Here is a 16,018-nt window from a genome sequence, read left to right as displayed (position 1 = left end):
TGTTATGATAAGCAAAGAACTGAAAAATCTACAGTGATTTGGAGTGAAACATAAAAATGAAAAAACATATTCAAGTCGTAGGGGCTGTCATTCGCAATGATCATAATGAAATATTGTGTGCACTTCGTAGTAGCCAAATGTCATTACCCAACTTATGGGAGTTTCCTGGGGGGAAAATTGAGCTACATGAAACGCCTTCACAGTCTTTAGTTCGCGAGATCAATGAAGAATTAAAATGTAACATTAAGGTCAAACAACCAATCGAAAAAACGACGTACGAGTACGATGCTATTATTGTTACACTGCATACGTTTGAAGCTGAAATCGTAACAGGAGAACCGATTGCCGTAGAACATGCAGAGCTTCGCTGGGTATCTGTTTCAGACCTTGATCAGCTTGAATGGGCTCCTGCTGATATTCCTGCAGTTGAGTACATTAAGAAAGAGTTTGCCACTCCTTAAACAGTTCAATTGATAGTGGAGAATGAAGTGACCAAGTCACACTAATCGGTTTAGAACCTGTACTTTGAAGATGCTTTAACTGGCCAAAGTATGTGAACGGTAGCGCTCTTCCTTGTTCTTTATCTGCTTTGCGCATGAACAAATGAATACGAATTCCTTCGCTCTCATGGTTTTGATATAAAGTACCCGCTTTACCTGTAGCGGTTGCATTGCTTTGAGACTGCCAGTGGAAACGATATTGATCTAAGAAATAATCGTTATATTTTAGTTGCTCATCAATGGCTTCATCTTTGTGTAAATTCACGAATAAAATGTAGTCGTCACCAGCTTGAGCTACGCCTTCACGCCAAGAACCTTCCTGACTTGGTGAACATAGGAGACGTTGGATAACAGAACGATTGTATGTTTGATGTAATAGAAACGCCTGATCTTCGATCAACCAATTAATTCGATCTGGTAGTTGGTGAAATGCAAGTAGACCTGCTTGGATAAAATGCATCATATATGAACGTAATTCAGTTAATTGTTGAAGTGCTTGAACGACTGTATTTGAAAAGCGATAGCGTTCTTCTGATACAGCATCTAGCAATTGAATACGATCATTTTTAAACGCAGTAGACCAGCGTTTAAAAAGATGATGAATAATTGGTCGCTTTGAAAAAGAGTGATTCGGTGATAAGGCGAATTCTTTGAAAACTTCTTGTTCAATATCTTGTACTGAAGCAGAGGGGTGATGCAGTAAATGTTTTAAAATTAGTAAGCTGAAGGGCTCACGAATTGGAAATAGTCCTTCGAGCTGTTCAACAATTTTGCGTGTAGTGTCATCGAGCAATAAACGTAGTTCTTCATCGGTAGCATGTTTTTCAAGTTGTTTAAGACGTAATGTACTTCTCCATTGCTGAACAATACTTTCAACAGCTGGCGCCTCTTTATGTGTAACTAAATCATTTAAACTCGGAGGATTTCCGATCATGCGTGTCAGCCTTTGATAACTTTCACGGAGCTGTTTGCTAGCTGAAAACTCTATTTTTTTCATTTGTTCAATAATAAATCTTTCTGTAATTGAATCTAGAATGGCTAAAGAACCTTCCGGTAAAATCGGAAAATGCTGTTTTACAGCAGTAGCAATTTTATAACGATCAATAGAATGAAACGATTGTTGACCAGACAACACAAGCGGTGCAACAAAAGCCTTTTGACTATTTCCGATAAAATCTAAAATCGTAACAAATTCTTTTGAGCTATGTTTACGTAAGCCTCTCCCCAATTGTTGAATAAAAATTGTAGGAGACTCCGTTGGACGTAAAAATAGCATTAGATTGACTTTTGGAATATCGACGCCTTCGTTAAACAAGTCAACTGTAAAAATATATTGCAGTGGATCTTGATCGTCCTCTAGTCGGCGAATGGCCTCTTCGCGTTCATCTTCGGACTGTTTACTTGTAACAGCCATTGCTTCAATCTGATGTCGTTTAAATTCCTGCTCCATAAACTCTGCATGATTAATATTGACGCAGAATCCTAGTCCAACAGCCTGATTACCACTGAACCCAAATTTACGAATCATTTCAACAATATAATCTGTTCGTGTTGATCGTTCGAGTGCAACAACAAGATCTTGTTCTACATAAAATCCGTTTTGTTGAGGAATAAGAGAATAATCAATCGATTCATCATCTTGAATCCCAAAATAATGGAATGGTGAAAGTAAATCTTGTGCTAAGGCATCATACAGACGTACTTCGTAAGCAACATTATAGTCAACAAGCTGAAAGATATTTTGACCATCCATTCGTTCTGGTGTTGCCGTTACGCCAAGCAAAAATTGGGGCTTAAAATAGTTAAGAATGTTTTGGTAAGAAGCAGATGAAGCATGATGGAATTCATCAATGATGATGTAGTCAAACGTATCCTTTAAAAATTGATTAAGATGAACCTCTTTTGAGAGTGTTTGAACGGTAGCGAAGGTAAATTGTGCATCTTGAATTTGTTGTGATCCTGAATATCTACCAAATGTATAACTTTCATTTGAAAAAACTTGCCTAAATGTATGCTCAGCTTGTGATAGTAGCTTTCCACGATGTGCAACAAATAATACTTTTTTAGCGTGAGCTTGACGGACATCAAATGCTGCTAAATACGTTTTCCCTGTTCCTGTTGCCGCAATGACCATTGCTTTTGTTTCTTTTCGCTCGCGCAAACGATTCAGTTCTTCTAAAGCTGGAATCTGCATGAGGTTTGGTTCAATAACGGTGTAATCGACAGCGGGTTCGGCAACTGTATCGCGGATAGAAAATGATCTTATAGGTGGTGTTTCTTGTTGGTACTGTTCGTATTGAACTAATAATTCTTCTGTACATATAGTCGCTTCGTGGCTGTTCCAAAGCTGTTCAAATAAGTTTTTCGCTTGAGTGACTAATGTTGTGACGGGTGTAGAAGGTATACGAATATTCCATTCCATGCCGTTCGTTAAAGCTGATTTTGATAAATTAGAAGATCCAACAATAGCACTATCCAACTGATCAGGACGAGAAAATAAATAGGCTTTCGGATGAAACGCATGATTTTTTTTAATCGGTTCATAAATTTTTACTTCGATATTGCTGAATTCCATCAACTGTCGGATAGCCTTCGCTTCTGTAATATTCATATAGAATGAAGTCAAAATACGAATTGGTTTGTTTTGAGCTTCTGCTTCTTTTAAGGCTGGGACAAGCGTCTGAATTCCAGAATGTCGTGTAAAACTCACCATCCAATCAGCAGCAGATGCTGTCCATAATTCTTGATTGATGTGATGCAATAACTGTTCTTGTTCAAGTTGGCCAGGAGCAATGAGTTCCCAAGCACGCAAAGAATTTTTATATTGTGTAGGTAAAGCATGAGTTGTGCTAGTAGTGAGTTCACGATGAAGCGGCGAGTCGATCGGAGGTTGATTTAAATGCAGGAGCCATTCATTGACCGTTTCAACCATTTGATCAGGTTTATCTTGTTTTTGTAAATGGTCTAAAGATTGATATAGTACTTGATTAAGGTGCGTAAGTAATTCTGTTGTGTAGTCATGTGCTGGTACAGAGACACTTGTTGTATCGGATTGTGAGTTAGCTTCAGTTGAAGAACGTAGTGTTTCATAATAAGACATGGTTATCCTCCGAATGATATTAAATGGTATTTATAATAAGTAAATCATCAATAATATACCAATAAATAGCTAAATAAAGTAAAAAATCATCATTTAACTAAAAAGTTAAACGATGATTTTAGTTTGTTAATTTGAGACTCGCTCCACAACAGCCTCAAGCGATACTTTAACATTACCAGCCAGTGCCCGCGTAATCATACACGAACTTTCCGCTTTTTCAGCAAGACGTTGCGCCTTCTCCAGATCACGATCCGACAGATCGGATGGCAATAAGAGTTTCGGACGATGAATGATCGCGTCGTATGTGAAGACACCGTTCGTGACATCGACGATGCCTTCAGATTCCATCGTTAACGAGACTTTTGGAATGTGACTACGCTCAAGCATCGCGGCAAGCGTGATGATATAGCACGTAGCAGCAGCCCCAAGTAACATCTCATCTGGATTCGTACCAACCCCTGGACCATCCATGGCGTCCGGAATTGAGATTTTTGTTTTTAGTTCACCCGTCTCGATTTGACCGACATCATTGCGATTGCCCGGCCAGTCTGCGGTTAAATGAAAATGGTGTTTCATGATCAATCGCCTCCATGCCTCCATCATACGAAGTTCAGCATGATTTTTCGCCTATTCTGCTCATGTACATACGAAGAGAACAATCAGCTAAAAATCTGGTCGATTTTTTCGATATCCTCTTGTGACAACTGAACATCTAACGTACGCAACGTATCCGTCACCTGATCCGGTCGTTTCGCACCAGGGATGATGGCATCGATGCCGTCTTGTGCCAAATACCACGCGAGTACGATGTGTGCGACTTCCGCATCATGTGCTTCTGCGATCGGACGTAGTTGATCGACTTTTGCGAGGTTTTCCTCGAAGACATCTTTTTGGAACAAAGGATCGTTTTTTCGTAAATCATCAAACGTCGTCTCTTTCGTATATTTCCCTGCCAATAATCCAGCAGCGAGTGGGAAGTACGGGACGAACGACATGCCGTTCTCAACGATATACGGGAGTAACTCTTTTTCCGCATCTCGTTTGAATAGGTTGTATTCCCCTTGATAGACGTCGACATGTCCGTCTTTGTTCGCTTCCTTCAGTTGTTCGAGTGAGAAGTTCGAGACACCGATTGCACGAATCTTTCCTTCTTTCTTCAGTTCTGCGAGTGCTGCGACGGCTTCATCCTTTGGTGTCGATTCATCCGGAAAATGGATGTAATACAAATCGATATAGTCTGTCTGAAGACGTTTTAAACTCTCTTCGACCGATTGACGGAGAAAGTCTGGTGAATTGTTCATGACGACGTTTCCGTCAACGAACTGATGCGCACCTTTCGTCGCGAGAACGACATCTTCTCGAGCGACTGTGTCGTTCCAGACCTCACCGACGAGTTCCTCCGAACGTTCTGGTCCGTAGATGAAGGCTGTGTCGAGGAAATTGATGCCTTGCTTCAAAGCGACACGAACGAGATCGCGTCCGGTTTGCTCATCGAGATTCGGATACAAGTTGTGTCCACCGACAGCATTCGTACCGAGACCGATGGGGTGAACGAATAGGTTAGATTGACCAAGTTGAACATGTTTTGTCATGAAAATGACCTCCTTAAACGATATCGAGTGGTTCTTTTTTTGTTGGTGCTGGGAACGCTTGATCAAGTGCAGCGAGCTCTTCCTTTGTTAAATTCAGGAGCGCGGCGCGACCGTTGGCTTCGACATGATGTGCTTGTCCGGCTTTAGGAATCGCGATGACGTCGCCTTCACGCATCGCCCATGCGAGTAGAATCTGTGCCGGTTCAACACCATGTGTCTCAGCGAGTTCCTCGACGGTCGGATGATTCAGAAGTTGATCACGTAATGAACCACCTTCTGCTAGTGGGCAATACGCCATCACTGGAATTCCATGCTCACGTAGTAAAGGTAATAGTTCATACTCGATTCCCCGTGATCCAAGGTGATAGAGTACCTGATTGACAGCGCATTGATCACCACCTGGCAGTGCCAACAGTTCTTTCATGTCTGATACGTCAAAATTCGATACACCCCAACGGCGAATCTTGCCTTCTTGTTTTAAAGCTTCCAGCCCTTCGACCGTTTCTTTGAGTGGAATATCACCACGCCAGTGAAGGAGGTACAAATCAAGGTAATCGGTGCCGAGGCGTTCAAGTGTGTTGGAACAAGCCTGCTTTAATGCTTCTCCGCCAGCATGATGCGGATACACTTTCGAGACAAGAAAGACTTCCTCTCGTCGATCTGCAATCGCGTCGCGAATCAATTCTTCAGAAGCACCTTCCCCGTACATCTCTGCCGTATCGATGAGCTCCATTCCACTATCGAGACCTACACGGAGTGCTTCGATTTCTGCTTCGTGCTTTTCCGACTCTTCTCCCATTCGCCATGTGCCTTGTCCGAGTGCCCGAACATGCGTCTGATCGGGAAACGTCACCGTTTTTTGCTTTAATGCAGCAAGTATCAACGTCTTTTCTGTTGCGTTCATCGTTCTTCCTCCTTTAGTAGAGAGACAATAGTAGGGTTTACCACGCGAACTCCGAACAAAAACGTCTTCTTCAATAGAAGGAGACGTCACCAATGCTCAAACAAAGGACCGTGATCACCGAATACAGGATCTTGAGTTGGGCGCATCACCTGACGAATACGTTGAAGATTTTCCGGGCGTTCACTTGTTTGACCTGTCAGCGTATCGTAGTCTTGACCATCCGGATAGGCACCGATCACTCGAAAGTGTCGACTTGTATCAAGTGCTTTATGTCCCGTACCTGCAGGAAGTAAAAGAATATCTCCGCTCGTCAAAGTGAAGGTCTTACCGAGCGGACCACCCAGCTGAACGGTTGCATGCCCTTCAAGAATCCCGATCACTTCATGAGCGATACTATGATAATGATGAAAGTCAAAAATCCCATCCACCCAGCTGTTACGCCAGTCATGTGCATGGAAGGTCTGTTCGATGTGTGATGGCTCTGCAAATGCGTGCCGATAAATCAACACGGGGAATGTCGGGTTGTTCGGAATGTGCCCGTCATCCTCAAAATAAAATACCTCAACGCGCATCTTCGTTGCTCCTTTCTCTGGTGTGGCACAAAGTAATAATTACATCTGTAATTACCCGTAATTAAATATCATCAATCGTCCGAGCATCTTTATGGCGTAACGAATTCGGAGGTGCTAAGATGCTTAAGTTAACGAAATTACAGAGGAGGCTTTCCGATGATCGCCATCGAAGCAAAATTAGAAGTACAACCCGCAAAACGAGAAGAGTTTTTAGCAGCAACTAAAACACTAGTTGCAGGATCACGTGCTGAAGCAGGAAACATCAGCTATGACTTATTCCAAAGCACAGAAGACGAAAATGTCTTCATGATGATTGAAAAATGGGAAGACCAAGCTGCAATCGAAGCACACAACACGAGTGCTCATTTCGGACAATTCGTTGCGTTTGCACAAACGGCTCTTGCTAAACCGTTAGACGTTCAATCGTTCCAAGCATAATCATAAGAGATTGACGTAACACATAAGGAAGGTATTCTAGGTTCGTGACCTAGCATATCTTCCTTTTTTGTTTCATGCGATATGATCGATTAAAGCCTCTATTTAAGTTAGAAGTATTCCACTTTTCTTTTACAATCGTATGACATTTCATTGAAACTGTTAGTTTTTCCCTGATTAGGGCATTATTCTTATAATGACACAAAAAAGGAGGCTTTTATCATGAATGAACGAACGAATGCACCAGAGTCGAAGCGATCATTCTTCAAGATGCCTCATACATATGCCATCATCATGGCGATTCTCGTCATCTCAGTCATCTTGACGTATACACTTCCAGCAGGGCAATTCGACCGTGAAAAACAAGACGGACAAACCGTCGTCATCGATGGCACATATCGCGCGGTAGAGTCTGCACCTGTCAATCTCTTTGGTTTATTTGAAGCAATCCCGCAAGGCATGGAAGCGGGTGCTGCGATCATCTTCTATATCTTTCTTGTCGGTGGTGTCTTCGGCATCATTCGTCAAACCGGCGCCATTGAAGCAGGAATCAATCAATTGATTCGCCGATTCGGTCAAAAAGGGCACATCATGATTCCGATGACGATGTTCGTCTTTTCGATTGCCGGGGCGACGATCGGGATGGCAGAGGAAACGATCATCTTCGTGCCGATTGGGATCATGTTAGCGCGTGCCCTTGGATATGATGCGATGACAGGAGCCGCGATCGTCAGTCTAGGGGCGGCGGTTGGTTTTGCCGGTGGGATGTTGAATCCGTTTACGGTAGGTGTCGCTCAATCAATTGCGGAAGTAACGCTCTTTAGTGGTCTCGGGTACCGAACGGCTGTGTATATCGTATTTTTAGCAGTGACGATTCTTTATGTCATGAACTACGCACGGAAAGTCAAACATGATCCGGCGCGCAGTCTGGTTTATGATCTTGAACAACGTCGCTCGGAAGAAGCAGCGACGACGATTTCACGCTTTTCGAAACGTCATGCTTTCGTCTTACTGGTTTTAATCGGTGGAATTACGCTCAATGTGATCGGAATCTTTGAATGGGGATGGTATTTGACGGAATTAACCGCATCCTTCTTGATCATCGGGATGATTGCGGGAATCGTTACGCTTGGTGTAAACGGAACGTTCGAGAGTTTGATTGACGGTGCAAAAGCCGTGACGTTCGGCGCTTTGATTGTTGGGTTTGCTCGAGCAATCGTCGTCATTCTCGAAGAAGGACGTGTTATCGATACGGTCATTTACGGCTTATCGAATGCCGTAGGACATTTACCGACGTTCTTTGCTGTCATCGGGATGTACGCCGTGCAATTGATTACGAATTTCTTCATTCCATCCGGGAGTGGACAAGCGGCAACGACGATGCCCATCATGGCACCATTGTCCGATTTATTGGGGATCGAGCGTCAAGTGGCTGTCTTAGCATTCCAATATGGAGATGGACTGACGAACATGATTTTCCCGACGAGCGCGCATTTGATGGCATTTCTCGCAATTGCAGGCATTCCGTATGAGCAATGGTTACGCTTCGTCTGGAAACTCTTCGCGATCTGGATTGCCTTGGCATGTGCTGCCTTATTACTCGCTGTGACACTTGGTATTCAATGAAGTCGACCTTCCGGACATGTGTCCGGAAGGTTTTTCAGTTGCAGGAATCGGGAAGCGTTATCACGAACGGAATAGGTAATGACTAAAGGGGGAACTGAAGTGACATATTCAATCGTTGGGTATTGTGAAAAAGAACAAGCGTGGGGCGTTGCCGTTCAGTCGAAGTTTTTAGCGGTCGGGAGTGCTGTTCCGTTTGCGAAGGCAGGAGTGGGTGCGGTAGCGACACAGTCGTTTGCAAACACGACGTATGGTCCTGAAGGATTGCGGATGATCGAACAAGGCGCTTCAGCGGACGAAGTGCTACGTCGATTGACGGAAGCAGATGAAGGACGAGCGGATCGCCAGGTCGGGATTATCGATGCGAATGGCAAGAGTGCGACATTCACGGGTGAGGGATGTAACGACTGGGCAGGCGGTATTGCCGGTAAACACTTTGCAGCGCAAGGGAATATTCTTGTAGACGGCAATACGGTGAAAGAAATGGCACGCGTCTTTGAATCGACGCAAGGTCCGCTTGCAGAACGTTTGTTGCGTGCGTTAGCAGCTGGTCAAGCAGCAGGCGGGGACTCACGCGGAATGCAATCAGCGGCACTGCTCGTCGTCAAGGAGGGTGGCGGATACGGTGGATTCAACGACCGCTATATTGATTTACGCGTTGACGATCATCCGAGTCCGATTGAAGAACTCGAACGCATCTATCAACTGCATACACTGTATCTGCAACCGAGTAAGCCGGAAGAAATCAAGCCGATTGATGATGTCTTAGAGTCAGAGTTGATGGATAAATTATTAGCGCTCGGCTACCGGGGTGATTTCGAAGACGCGTTCCGGACATATCTGCATACGGAAAACTTCGAGATGCGCGAACAAGCGGATCGTGCGATTGATACACGTGTTCTCGCGTATATTCGATCCCAATGAAAAATGACAGGATGGACCGCGGTCCATCCTGTCATTTTGTTCATACTTGTGTCGACTGGGCGCGAATCGGTACTTTGAATCCGGTCGCGATGAATCGTTCCATTTCCGGTTCCGATTTAGCGTTTAAGCCAACTGTTCCGTCTCCTTTTAATGCCACGTTCGTCAGCTTGACATGCGTGATGTCTGGACCGATCGTAATTCCGTGTTTAGCGGAATCCTCGATCCGAATATCACGAAGGCGTATATCCTCAGCCCCGTTTTCTCCACCAAAGATTTGAATATCCGTTTTCGCTTGACGGAATCCGCTCATCTTCAACTGACTGAGCGTGACGTTTCGTGCCTTATATTGAATTCCGATCATCGGTTGTTCTTGATAGTCATAATACGGATCACCGAGCACCGTAAAATCATGTATGACGACGTTACGGTAAGCGGAAACGACGAGTGCGCGCGGTTTTGAATTCGCATATAACTCCGTATACTGAGGAGTTTGAGCGATCAAGCGCGTTGCGATGATATTGTAAGCCGTCTGAGACGTCGGATCACTTGCTTGATGGTGTCCGATATGTCGGAAGTTAAAGGCACGATGATCATCAATCGATAGGTGACCGACGATTTTGACGGTTGAGGCAGCAGAAGAGGTCGCATGTGCCTTGATTTCGAGTCCACCGAAACACCGACTTGTTGCGTTGTTGAACAACCAGACGTCGCGTGATCCGTCATCGATCTCGATTCCATTTGAATTGGAGAAGCCTTCTGCATGGGCACGTCCACTTGGGTCATGCATGAAGCAGTTCGAGATGAAGAGATGGTCACTATGGTGCGTCGTGATTCCGTCATCGCCGAATCCGGAACCGGTCAATCCGTCGAACCAGATGAATGAACTACTTAAGTTCGCGCGGGCGCCGTCCCCGTTGTAATTGTAATAGGGCGTCGAGATATCGAAACAGTGAAGTCCCGGGTTGACGGCCTCGACATCAAAGACCCAGCCATAGGTGACATGCGCGTATGTGAGACAACTGGAGTGGTTGCCCCATGTGCTACTTTTTTTCGCGTCACCGATGCGTTTGATGTTCCAATCGAGCGTCATTTTCTCGACAAGAAGATGATGATTGCCGAGAAGATAATTTTGATTCGTCACGAGACGACGGCCTTTTGGTGCCTTATCGTGCATCTTTAAGATTGTCTTCCCTTTGCCTGCCCCCGTTAAGATCGTGTAACTAGGTAAGCGAATCCCCTGAACGACGTACGTACCGGCCGGGACATGGACTTGTCGATGTCCATCACCAAGCGCGTCGATGAACGCTTGTGTATCATCCGTCTGTCCATCACCGACTGCGCCAAAAGCAGTAACATCGACGGTTTCGACATCGCTGATCAAACGTTCGAACTCATGATTGAGACGACCGAACCAACTCGGTCGAACCTCATCGCTTGGTGTTACGAAAGCGGGTGTCAGCGGTAGAATATGTTTATCACGGTTCGTCAAAAATAATGGTGAAATCATCGAACGAAGCGTTCGACTGAGGTTAGGATTGCGTCGTGGTGCAATGAATGCACTATCGTGTAGCAGTTGCTCCGCTTGTCGAACTGCTTGTTCGTTGGTTGACGTTTCAACGTATTCCTGAATCAACGCCGCATTTTGATACGGATCATGCGTGTGATCGAGTTTTAACATGAAATGGTTCCCCTCTCTGAATAGGTCTGTCTACCTTTTCCCCTCTCCTTACACAATCATTCCTCGTTTCAAGACATCCATAAAAATACACAAAAATTTTTAATATGGATTATAATGGTATTTAAAAGAGGGGGTCTTCTGATGTCACTTCGAAAACGACTCGTAATTGGTATCGGACTGATTTTGCTAATCTTAGGAATCGGTAAGCCACTGACAGAAGCGGCTTTTCAAGCAATGAAGCCAAAAGCGGTTCAGACGTCTGGAATCGAAATGAATAGATCATGTAAACCGAACTGCAATAAAAATGGAAAATTGTTAAACATTCCTTTTCTTTCGTGGTTGCCGAAAAAGAAGATAAAAAATGATGAAGATTTGCGTGTTTGGGACACGAAGGAAAAGCCGAAAAAGCAGAAAGATCTTAAACCAAAAAAGAGTAAGGTGGTCGTTGTAGGGGTTAAAAATGCTAAGAGAGGTATGAATGGAAAAGGGGGAGCGCCCTCATCGATGTTACTGGTGAGCTTGCTTGTTCTCCCTCTATTCATCATAAGCTATATCGTTTGGCGGAAACGTCGAAAGACCAAGAAGCACAATGAAGAACTGATAAAAACTGACCTCCAAGTACAGCCTCCCCATAATGACTTTATTTTGACAGAGGAACAAATCGATCTACCAGATGCCTGGATTCGCAAACAGCTCATCCAGTTCAATCAGATCCTACCGGTCCGTTTACAGCGGCATGATACAGAGACGTTTCAGGAATGGTTCCTGCGTATCGGATTTCAACCTTCTCATCTCTTAATAAAAGCCTATCTCTTAGAACGATACACAGAAAAAGCTACTAAGTTATCGGAGAGGGACAAGCAAACGATTCAGGGAGAATTCGGAGCATTTATGCATCAGTTTGATTGAAAACGCTCGAGACTTGCTGTTGTATATGATCCTCAATCCCTGTCGCTTCTTTGAAAAACGGCAGGGATTTTTAGTGTGTCGATGGAAACAACAGGGTATAGAGAAGCACAAGCGAAAGGAGAGAGATCATGGAACACACTTTTTCAGCATTCGTCGTCCGAGAAGTCGACGGATCGTATGAGGGGAACATCGAGACAAAGAACGTCGATGATTTACCAGAAGGAGACGTCCTGATTCGTGTCACGCACTCATGCGTCAACTATAAGGATGCTTTATCGATGTCGGGTAATCGTGGGGTGACGAAATCCTATCCGCATACACCGGGCGTTGATGCAGCAGGATACATCGAACAAACGACAGATGAACGATTTCAAACCGGTCAAGCCGTCGTCGTCAATGGCTTTGATTTCGGGATGAACACTTCGGGCGGATTTCAAGAATACATACGTGTACCAGCCGATTGGGTGACGCGACTTCCAGAATCCATTCATCCATTAGAAGCGATGCAATATGGAACGGCTGGATTGACGGCAGCGCAATCGGTTGATGAATTATCGCGAATCGTCTCGAAGGATGCAGGACCGATCCTCGTGACGGGAGCGACGGGTGGCGTTGGTACGATTGCGATTGCTTTACTGATTCGCTTAGGGTACACGGTACATGCCGTGACCGGAAAACGAGTAGAACAAGAACGGTTGCTTGAAAAGGGAGTGGCTGAGGTACTAGATCGTGCTACGTTCCTAGAAGAAACCGATCGTCCTCTAAAAAAAGGGCTTTATGCCGGTGTCATTGATACGGTAGGGGGACCATTGCTCGCGTCCGTCATTCGCTTCGTACAATATGGTGGTGTCGTCACGACGTGTGGGAACGTCGGTGGGGCAGAAATGACGTTGACAGTTTATCCTTTCATCCTACGTGGCGTCCGCTTGATCGGAATCGATGCGGTGCAAACACCAATTACCTATCGCGAAGAGCTATGGCAACGTTTAGCGAGTGACTGGCAGGTCGATCTTGCGTCAGAAGTCGACGTCAAAACACTAAACGACTTACCTGAAGTCGCAGAAGCCTTGCTGACTTCACGTCATCGTGGTCGAACTGTCATCGAAATTTAAATATTTCGAGTAAACATTGGTGGTATAGTGGGGAAAAACTGTGTCGACTTTTTCAGGAGGAACCATACATGAGTGAACACCAACAAGAACAAGAACGACAGTCGCGTCGAGAAAGACGGAAACAAAAACGAAATCGTCGAGGGATTGCCTTTGGTGGTATTCTCGCGACGGTATTCATCGTCGGTGGTTGGTTATATATGTTGACGAACAACGACGCCTCTCAAGCAACATCGACGCTCGAGAAGCCGAAAACGACCGATCAAGCAACGAAAAACGATGAGTCGAAGAAAGAAACAGCAGCGTCGAAAGATAAAAAAGAAGCGAAAAAAGAAAAGAAAAAATCAAAGAAAAAAGCAGCAGAGTATGCGCAAGCGGCTTGGGTGACACGTCCGTTCGCGAATGTCTATAGCGATGCGAGTCGTAGTAGTGTCATCTACAAAGCAGATTTAGGTGATGTCTATGAGGTGTTAGATGCGAAGGACGGCATGGTTCATCTCAAACTCAATGACAGTATCGAAGGGTACTTACCGGAAAGTGAAGTTCGTTTAGAAGCACCAAAAGGGACATCAGACAAAGCCGTTCTTGCGGCGCTCTCACAAGCAGTCGCCAACCAACCGATCGACAAGCCGGAGCAGTATCTCGGAAAACCGATCGCTGAATTCGAAAAGAAGTACGGTGCCGTCGGTAATACACAAAAGGATGCCGTCAATACGTACTACTTCTCGAATGCTGGATATCTGCTCGTTGTCTCGGACGGAATCATTGAAGCAATCGACTGGACGAATGCGTCGACTGGTGGATTATCGACACTGGGTGAACCCGTCGTCGATACGAGCTATGGTACATGGTACGAGGGAGAATCCTTACAACTAAAAGTGTTCCCGGACAACGGCAAGATGCGTCTACGTCTTGCGCGTGATCCTGGACAAGAATGAATGAACGGCGGATTCGCTTCAAGCGAATCCGTCTTTTTTGCGCAAAAAACCTCCCGAGTCCGACACTCGGGAGGAAATATGAAAATCCTTTGGGAGGAGATTTTCTTAGTAGACGCCTACTGCATCAAATGATTTCGCTGCAGCTGTTGCTTCCGCACTTGTTGAACCGTAAAGGTCTTTTGCCGATTGAATGACTGCTGCACGGAGTGAGCTGAAGTTCGAGTTCGGAGTCAAGTACGTGTTGAGGGCACGGTAGTAGATCGCACCGAGTTTCGGTACACCGATTCCTGTGACAGATACGTTGTAGAACGTTCCACCGTTACCGAGGAGGTAAGCAGCTTTGTTGATGATACCAGAGTTGATATGGACACCACCGTTATCTTGTGTACCTGTGTAACGTTTTGAGTAGTGATCAGGATCGCCGTAAGCAGCTGGGTTCGACATCGAACGGAGTGCGTCACCGCTAACTCCAGGTGTGTAGATGTCTTCTCCTACGAGCCAGTCGAAGTTCGATCCGACTGTATACTCAGCTACTGTACCCATGATATCTGAAACGGCTTCGTTGATCGCACCAGATTCGTTTTGGTACACGAGACCAGCTGTGTATTCTGTGACAGCGTGTGTCAATTCGTGAGCGACGACGTCAAGTGCGCCCGAGAGTGCGACGAATGTCGTGCCATCTCCGTCACCATAGACCATCTTCGTGCCATCCCAGAATGCGTTGTTGTAGTTCGTTGAATAGTGAACTGTTGAGTTCAAGCGTGCACCAGCGTTGTCGTAACTGTTACGACCATATGTGTTTTTATAGAAATCATATGTTTTTGCAGCGTTGACGTGTGCACTGACAGCAGCGCGGTCATATGTCGCGTTAAAGACGTTATCTGCATCTGCCCAGAGTGTTCCTGGGAGTGATGTCCGGTTTTTCGCGTCGTATGTGTAGACACCTTTACCACGCGTCGTATCTTGAAGATAGTACGTTGAACCGCTCAACGTCGTATTGAATGTTGCGCTTGTACCAAGTACTGTCGTACCTGTTGCGTGAGCGAGTTGGTCAAACTTGTTAAGTACTTTACCTGAGTTCGCATCGATGAAGTATGTCCAACGTGATGGCTCTTTGCCCGCGAGGACAGTCGATGTGACTTTGTATGCATACACAGCATCATCTTTTACTGGATAGATGACGAGTTCTGCTTTTGGAGCGACTTCGAATTTAGAAGCCTTGATTGCTTTTTGATAAAGCTTGATCGCTTTCTTTTCAGAGAGCGTTGCTTTTTTCGCGAGACCTGGTTTTCCTTTAACGTTGATCGCATCGTTTACGACTGCTTTCAAAGTACCGTCTTTCGCGACGTTCCCGACGACGACACTACCAAAGACAGGGACGCCATCCACTTCTTGTTGGAGACGTACGATCTGTGAAGATCCGTCTTTTTCGACGTTCTGAACAGCAAAGTCACCTTTTTTGTTCACGAAATCTTTAACGATCGTTGCAGCTGGTTCTGACGAAGCTTTCGTGAGTTTACCAGACTGAAGACCTTCTGCACCTACGACTGTAGGAACAACAAGTACACTTGCGACAAGCGATGTAGCGAGAAACTTTTTCAAAATAAATCGCCTCCTTGTTTGGGTTGAGTCTAACTATGCCAAAGAATGAAGAAAGCGAGAATAAGTCATTCGAATTAAATCGAATTTTCTGAATATAGTCCGTAGTACCTGGACTGAATTATTAACTGTAAA

General features: G+C 45.0%; 14 protein-coding genes. 7 read left to right on the top strand and 7 right to left on the bottom strand.

Annotated elements, in window-relative coordinates; genetic code table 11:
- The first annotated feature begins 56 nt into the window (after window positions 1–56).
- A complete protein-coding gene (mutT, locus tag NOM72_RS13800) occupies window positions 57–461 on the top strand; it encodes an 8-oxo-dGTP diphosphatase MutT (protein WP_023469769.1) in 405 nt (134 codons plus the stop codon).
- Here the strand turns inward: mutT and NOM72_RS13795 are convergent.
- The 5 genes from NOM72_RS13795 to NOM72_RS13775 form a co-directional block, all read right to left on the bottom strand.
- Window positions 436–3,600, bottom strand: coding sequence for a DEAD/DEAH box helicase (locus NOM72_RS13795; RefSeq protein WP_255999346.1), 3,165 nt, complete (start codon window positions 3,598–3,600; stop codon window positions 436–438). The genes mutT and NOM72_RS13795 overlap by 26 nt on opposite strands.
- Window positions 3,601–3,726: 126 nt before the next feature.
- The gene (locus NOM72_RS13790; protein WP_023469767.1) at window positions 3,727–4,176 is read right to left on the bottom strand and encodes an OsmC family protein; all 450 of its coding nucleotides are present in this window, start codon (window positions 4,174–4,176) and stop codon (window positions 3,727–3,729) included.
- A gap of 83 nt (window positions 4,177–4,259) precedes the next feature.
- Window positions 4,260–5,192 (bottom strand): aldo/keto reductase, encoded by a 933-nt coding sequence (locus tag NOM72_RS13785; protein ID WP_055969659.1) that lies wholly within the window; start codon window positions 5,190–5,192, stop codon window positions 4,260–4,262.
- A 13-nt stretch (window positions 5,193–5,205) separates the two neighbouring features.
- The gene (locus tag NOM72_RS13780; RefSeq protein ID WP_055969656.1) at window positions 5,206–6,096 is read right to left on the bottom strand and encodes an aldo/keto reductase; all 891 of its coding nucleotides are present in this window, start codon (window positions 6,094–6,096) and stop codon (window positions 5,206–5,208) included.
- A gap of 86 nt (window positions 6,097–6,182) precedes the next feature.
- Complete coding sequence (locus NOM72_RS13775; RefSeq protein WP_023469764.1) at window positions 6,183–6,668, bottom strand: cupin domain-containing protein; 486 nt, start codon at window positions 6,666–6,668, stop codon at window positions 6,183–6,185.
- A 156-nt stretch (window positions 6,669–6,824) separates the two neighbouring features.
- On the opposite strand from NOM72_RS13775, the gene NOM72_RS13770 reads away from it, so the two are divergent.
- The 3 genes from NOM72_RS13770 (at window position 6,825) to NOM72_RS13760 (ending at window position 9,650) form a co-directional block, all read left to right on the top strand.
- The gene (locus tag NOM72_RS13770; protein WP_023469763.1) at window positions 6,825–7,106 is read left to right on the top strand and encodes a putative quinol monooxygenase; all 282 of its coding nucleotides are present in this window, start codon (window positions 6,825–6,827) and stop codon (window positions 7,104–7,106) included.
- A gap of 219 nt (window positions 7,107–7,325) precedes the next feature.
- Window positions 7,326–8,729 (top strand): YfcC family protein, encoded by a 1,404-nt coding sequence (locus tag NOM72_RS13765; RefSeq protein ID WP_255999344.1) that lies wholly within the window; start codon window positions 7,326–7,328, stop codon window positions 8,727–8,729.
- 99 nt (window positions 8,730–8,828) lie between these two features.
- Window positions 8,829–9,650, top strand: coding sequence for a DUF1028 domain-containing protein (locus NOM72_RS13760; protein WP_035395554.1), 822 nt, complete (start codon window positions 8,829–8,831; stop codon window positions 9,648–9,650).
- A 40-nt stretch (window positions 9,651–9,690) separates the two neighbouring features.
- Here the strand turns inward: NOM72_RS13760 and NOM72_RS13755 are convergent, their stop codons facing one another.
- Window positions 9,691–11,328 (bottom strand): glycoside hydrolase family 55 protein, encoded by a 1,638-nt coding sequence (locus NOM72_RS13755; protein WP_255999343.1) that lies wholly within the window; start codon window positions 11,326–11,328, stop codon window positions 9,691–9,693.
- A 141-nt stretch (window positions 11,329–11,469) separates the two neighbouring features.
- Between NOM72_RS13755 and NOM72_RS13750 the strand changes: the two genes are divergently transcribed.
- The 3 genes from NOM72_RS13750 to NOM72_RS13740 all read left to right on the top strand — a co-directional run bounded on the left by NOM72_RS13750 (window position 11,470) and on the right by NOM72_RS13740 (window position 14,284).
- Entirely contained in the window at window positions 11,470–12,237 is a 768-nt protein-coding gene (locus NOM72_RS13750) for a hypothetical protein (protein ID WP_255999342.1), read from the top strand.
- Between the two features lie 128 nt (window positions 12,238–12,365).
- Window positions 12,366–13,349, top strand: a complete 984-nt coding sequence (locus tag NOM72_RS13745; RefSeq protein ID WP_058265656.1) for a YhdH/YhfP family quinone oxidoreductase — start codon at window positions 12,366–12,368, stop codon at window positions 13,347–13,349.
- Window positions 13,350–13,417: 68 nt separating this feature from the next.
- On the top strand, window positions 13,418–14,284 hold the full coding sequence (locus tag NOM72_RS13740) for an SH3 domain-containing protein (protein ID WP_035395562.1): 867 nt from the start codon (window positions 13,418–13,420) through the stop codon (window positions 14,282–14,284).
- A gap of 105 nt (window positions 14,285–14,389) precedes the next feature.
- Here the strand turns inward: NOM72_RS13740 and NOM72_RS13735 are convergent, their stop codons facing one another.
- Window positions 14,390–15,886: a M4 family metallopeptidase gene (locus NOM72_RS13735; RefSeq protein ID WP_023469756.1), complete on the bottom strand. Its 1,497-nt coding sequence runs from the start codon at window positions 15,884–15,886 to the stop codon at window positions 14,390–14,392.
- Window positions 15,887–16,018: the final 132 nt, after the last annotated feature.

It is taken from the genome of Exiguobacterium sp. LL15 (assembly GCF_024436095.1).
Classification (GTDB): Bacteria; Bacillota; Bacilli; order Exiguobacteriales; family Exiguobacteriaceae; genus Exiguobacterium_A; species Exiguobacterium_A indicum.
This window is presented reverse-complemented; position numbering and strand designations above follow the sequence as displayed.

What these genes read in the sequence shown, in the direction of transcription:
- mutT (WP_023469769.1), top strand. Translation starts at nt 57, where the DNA reads ATGAAAAAACATATTCAAGTCGTAGGGGCTGTCATTCGCAATGATCAT.
- NOM72_RS13795 (WP_255999346.1), bottom strand. Translation starts at nt 3,600, where the DNA reads ATGTCTTATTATGAAACACTACGTTCTTCAACTGAAGCTAACTCACAA.
- NOM72_RS13790 (WP_023469767.1), bottom strand. Translation starts at nt 4,176, where the DNA reads ATGAAACACCATTTTCATTTAACCGCAGACTGGCCGGGCAATCGCAAT.
- NOM72_RS13785 (WP_055969659.1), bottom strand. Translation starts at nt 5,192, where the DNA reads ATGACAAAACATGTTCAACTTGGTCAATCTAACCTATTCGTTCACCCC.
- NOM72_RS13780 (WP_055969656.1), bottom strand. Translation starts at nt 6,096, where the DNA reads ATGAACGCAACAGAAAAGACGTTGATACTTGCTGCATTAAAGCAAAAA.
- NOM72_RS13775 (WP_023469764.1), bottom strand. Translation starts at nt 6,668, where the DNA reads ATGCGCGTTGAGGTATTTTATTTTGAGGATGACGGGCACATTCCGAAC.
- NOM72_RS13770 (WP_023469763.1), top strand. Translation starts at nt 6,825, where the DNA reads ATGATCGCCATCGAAGCAAAATTAGAAGTACAACCCGCAAAACGAGAA.
- NOM72_RS13765 (WP_255999344.1), top strand. Translation starts at nt 7,326, where the DNA reads ATGAATGAACGAACGAATGCACCAGAGTCGAAGCGATCATTCTTCAAG.
- NOM72_RS13755 (WP_255999343.1), bottom strand. Translation starts at nt 11,328, where the DNA reads ATGTTAAAACTCGATCACACGCATGATCCGTATCAAAATGCGGCGTTG.
- NOM72_RS13750 (WP_255999342.1), top strand. Translation starts at nt 11,470, where the DNA reads ATGTCACTTCGAAAACGACTCGTAATTGGTATCGGACTGATTTTGCTA.
- NOM72_RS13745 (WP_058265656.1), top strand. Translation starts at nt 12,366, where the DNA reads ATGGAACACACTTTTTCAGCATTCGTCGTCCGAGAAGTCGACGGATCG.
- NOM72_RS13740 (WP_035395562.1), top strand. Translation starts at nt 13,418, where the DNA reads ATGAGTGAACACCAACAAGAACAAGAACGACAGTCGCGTCGAGAAAGA.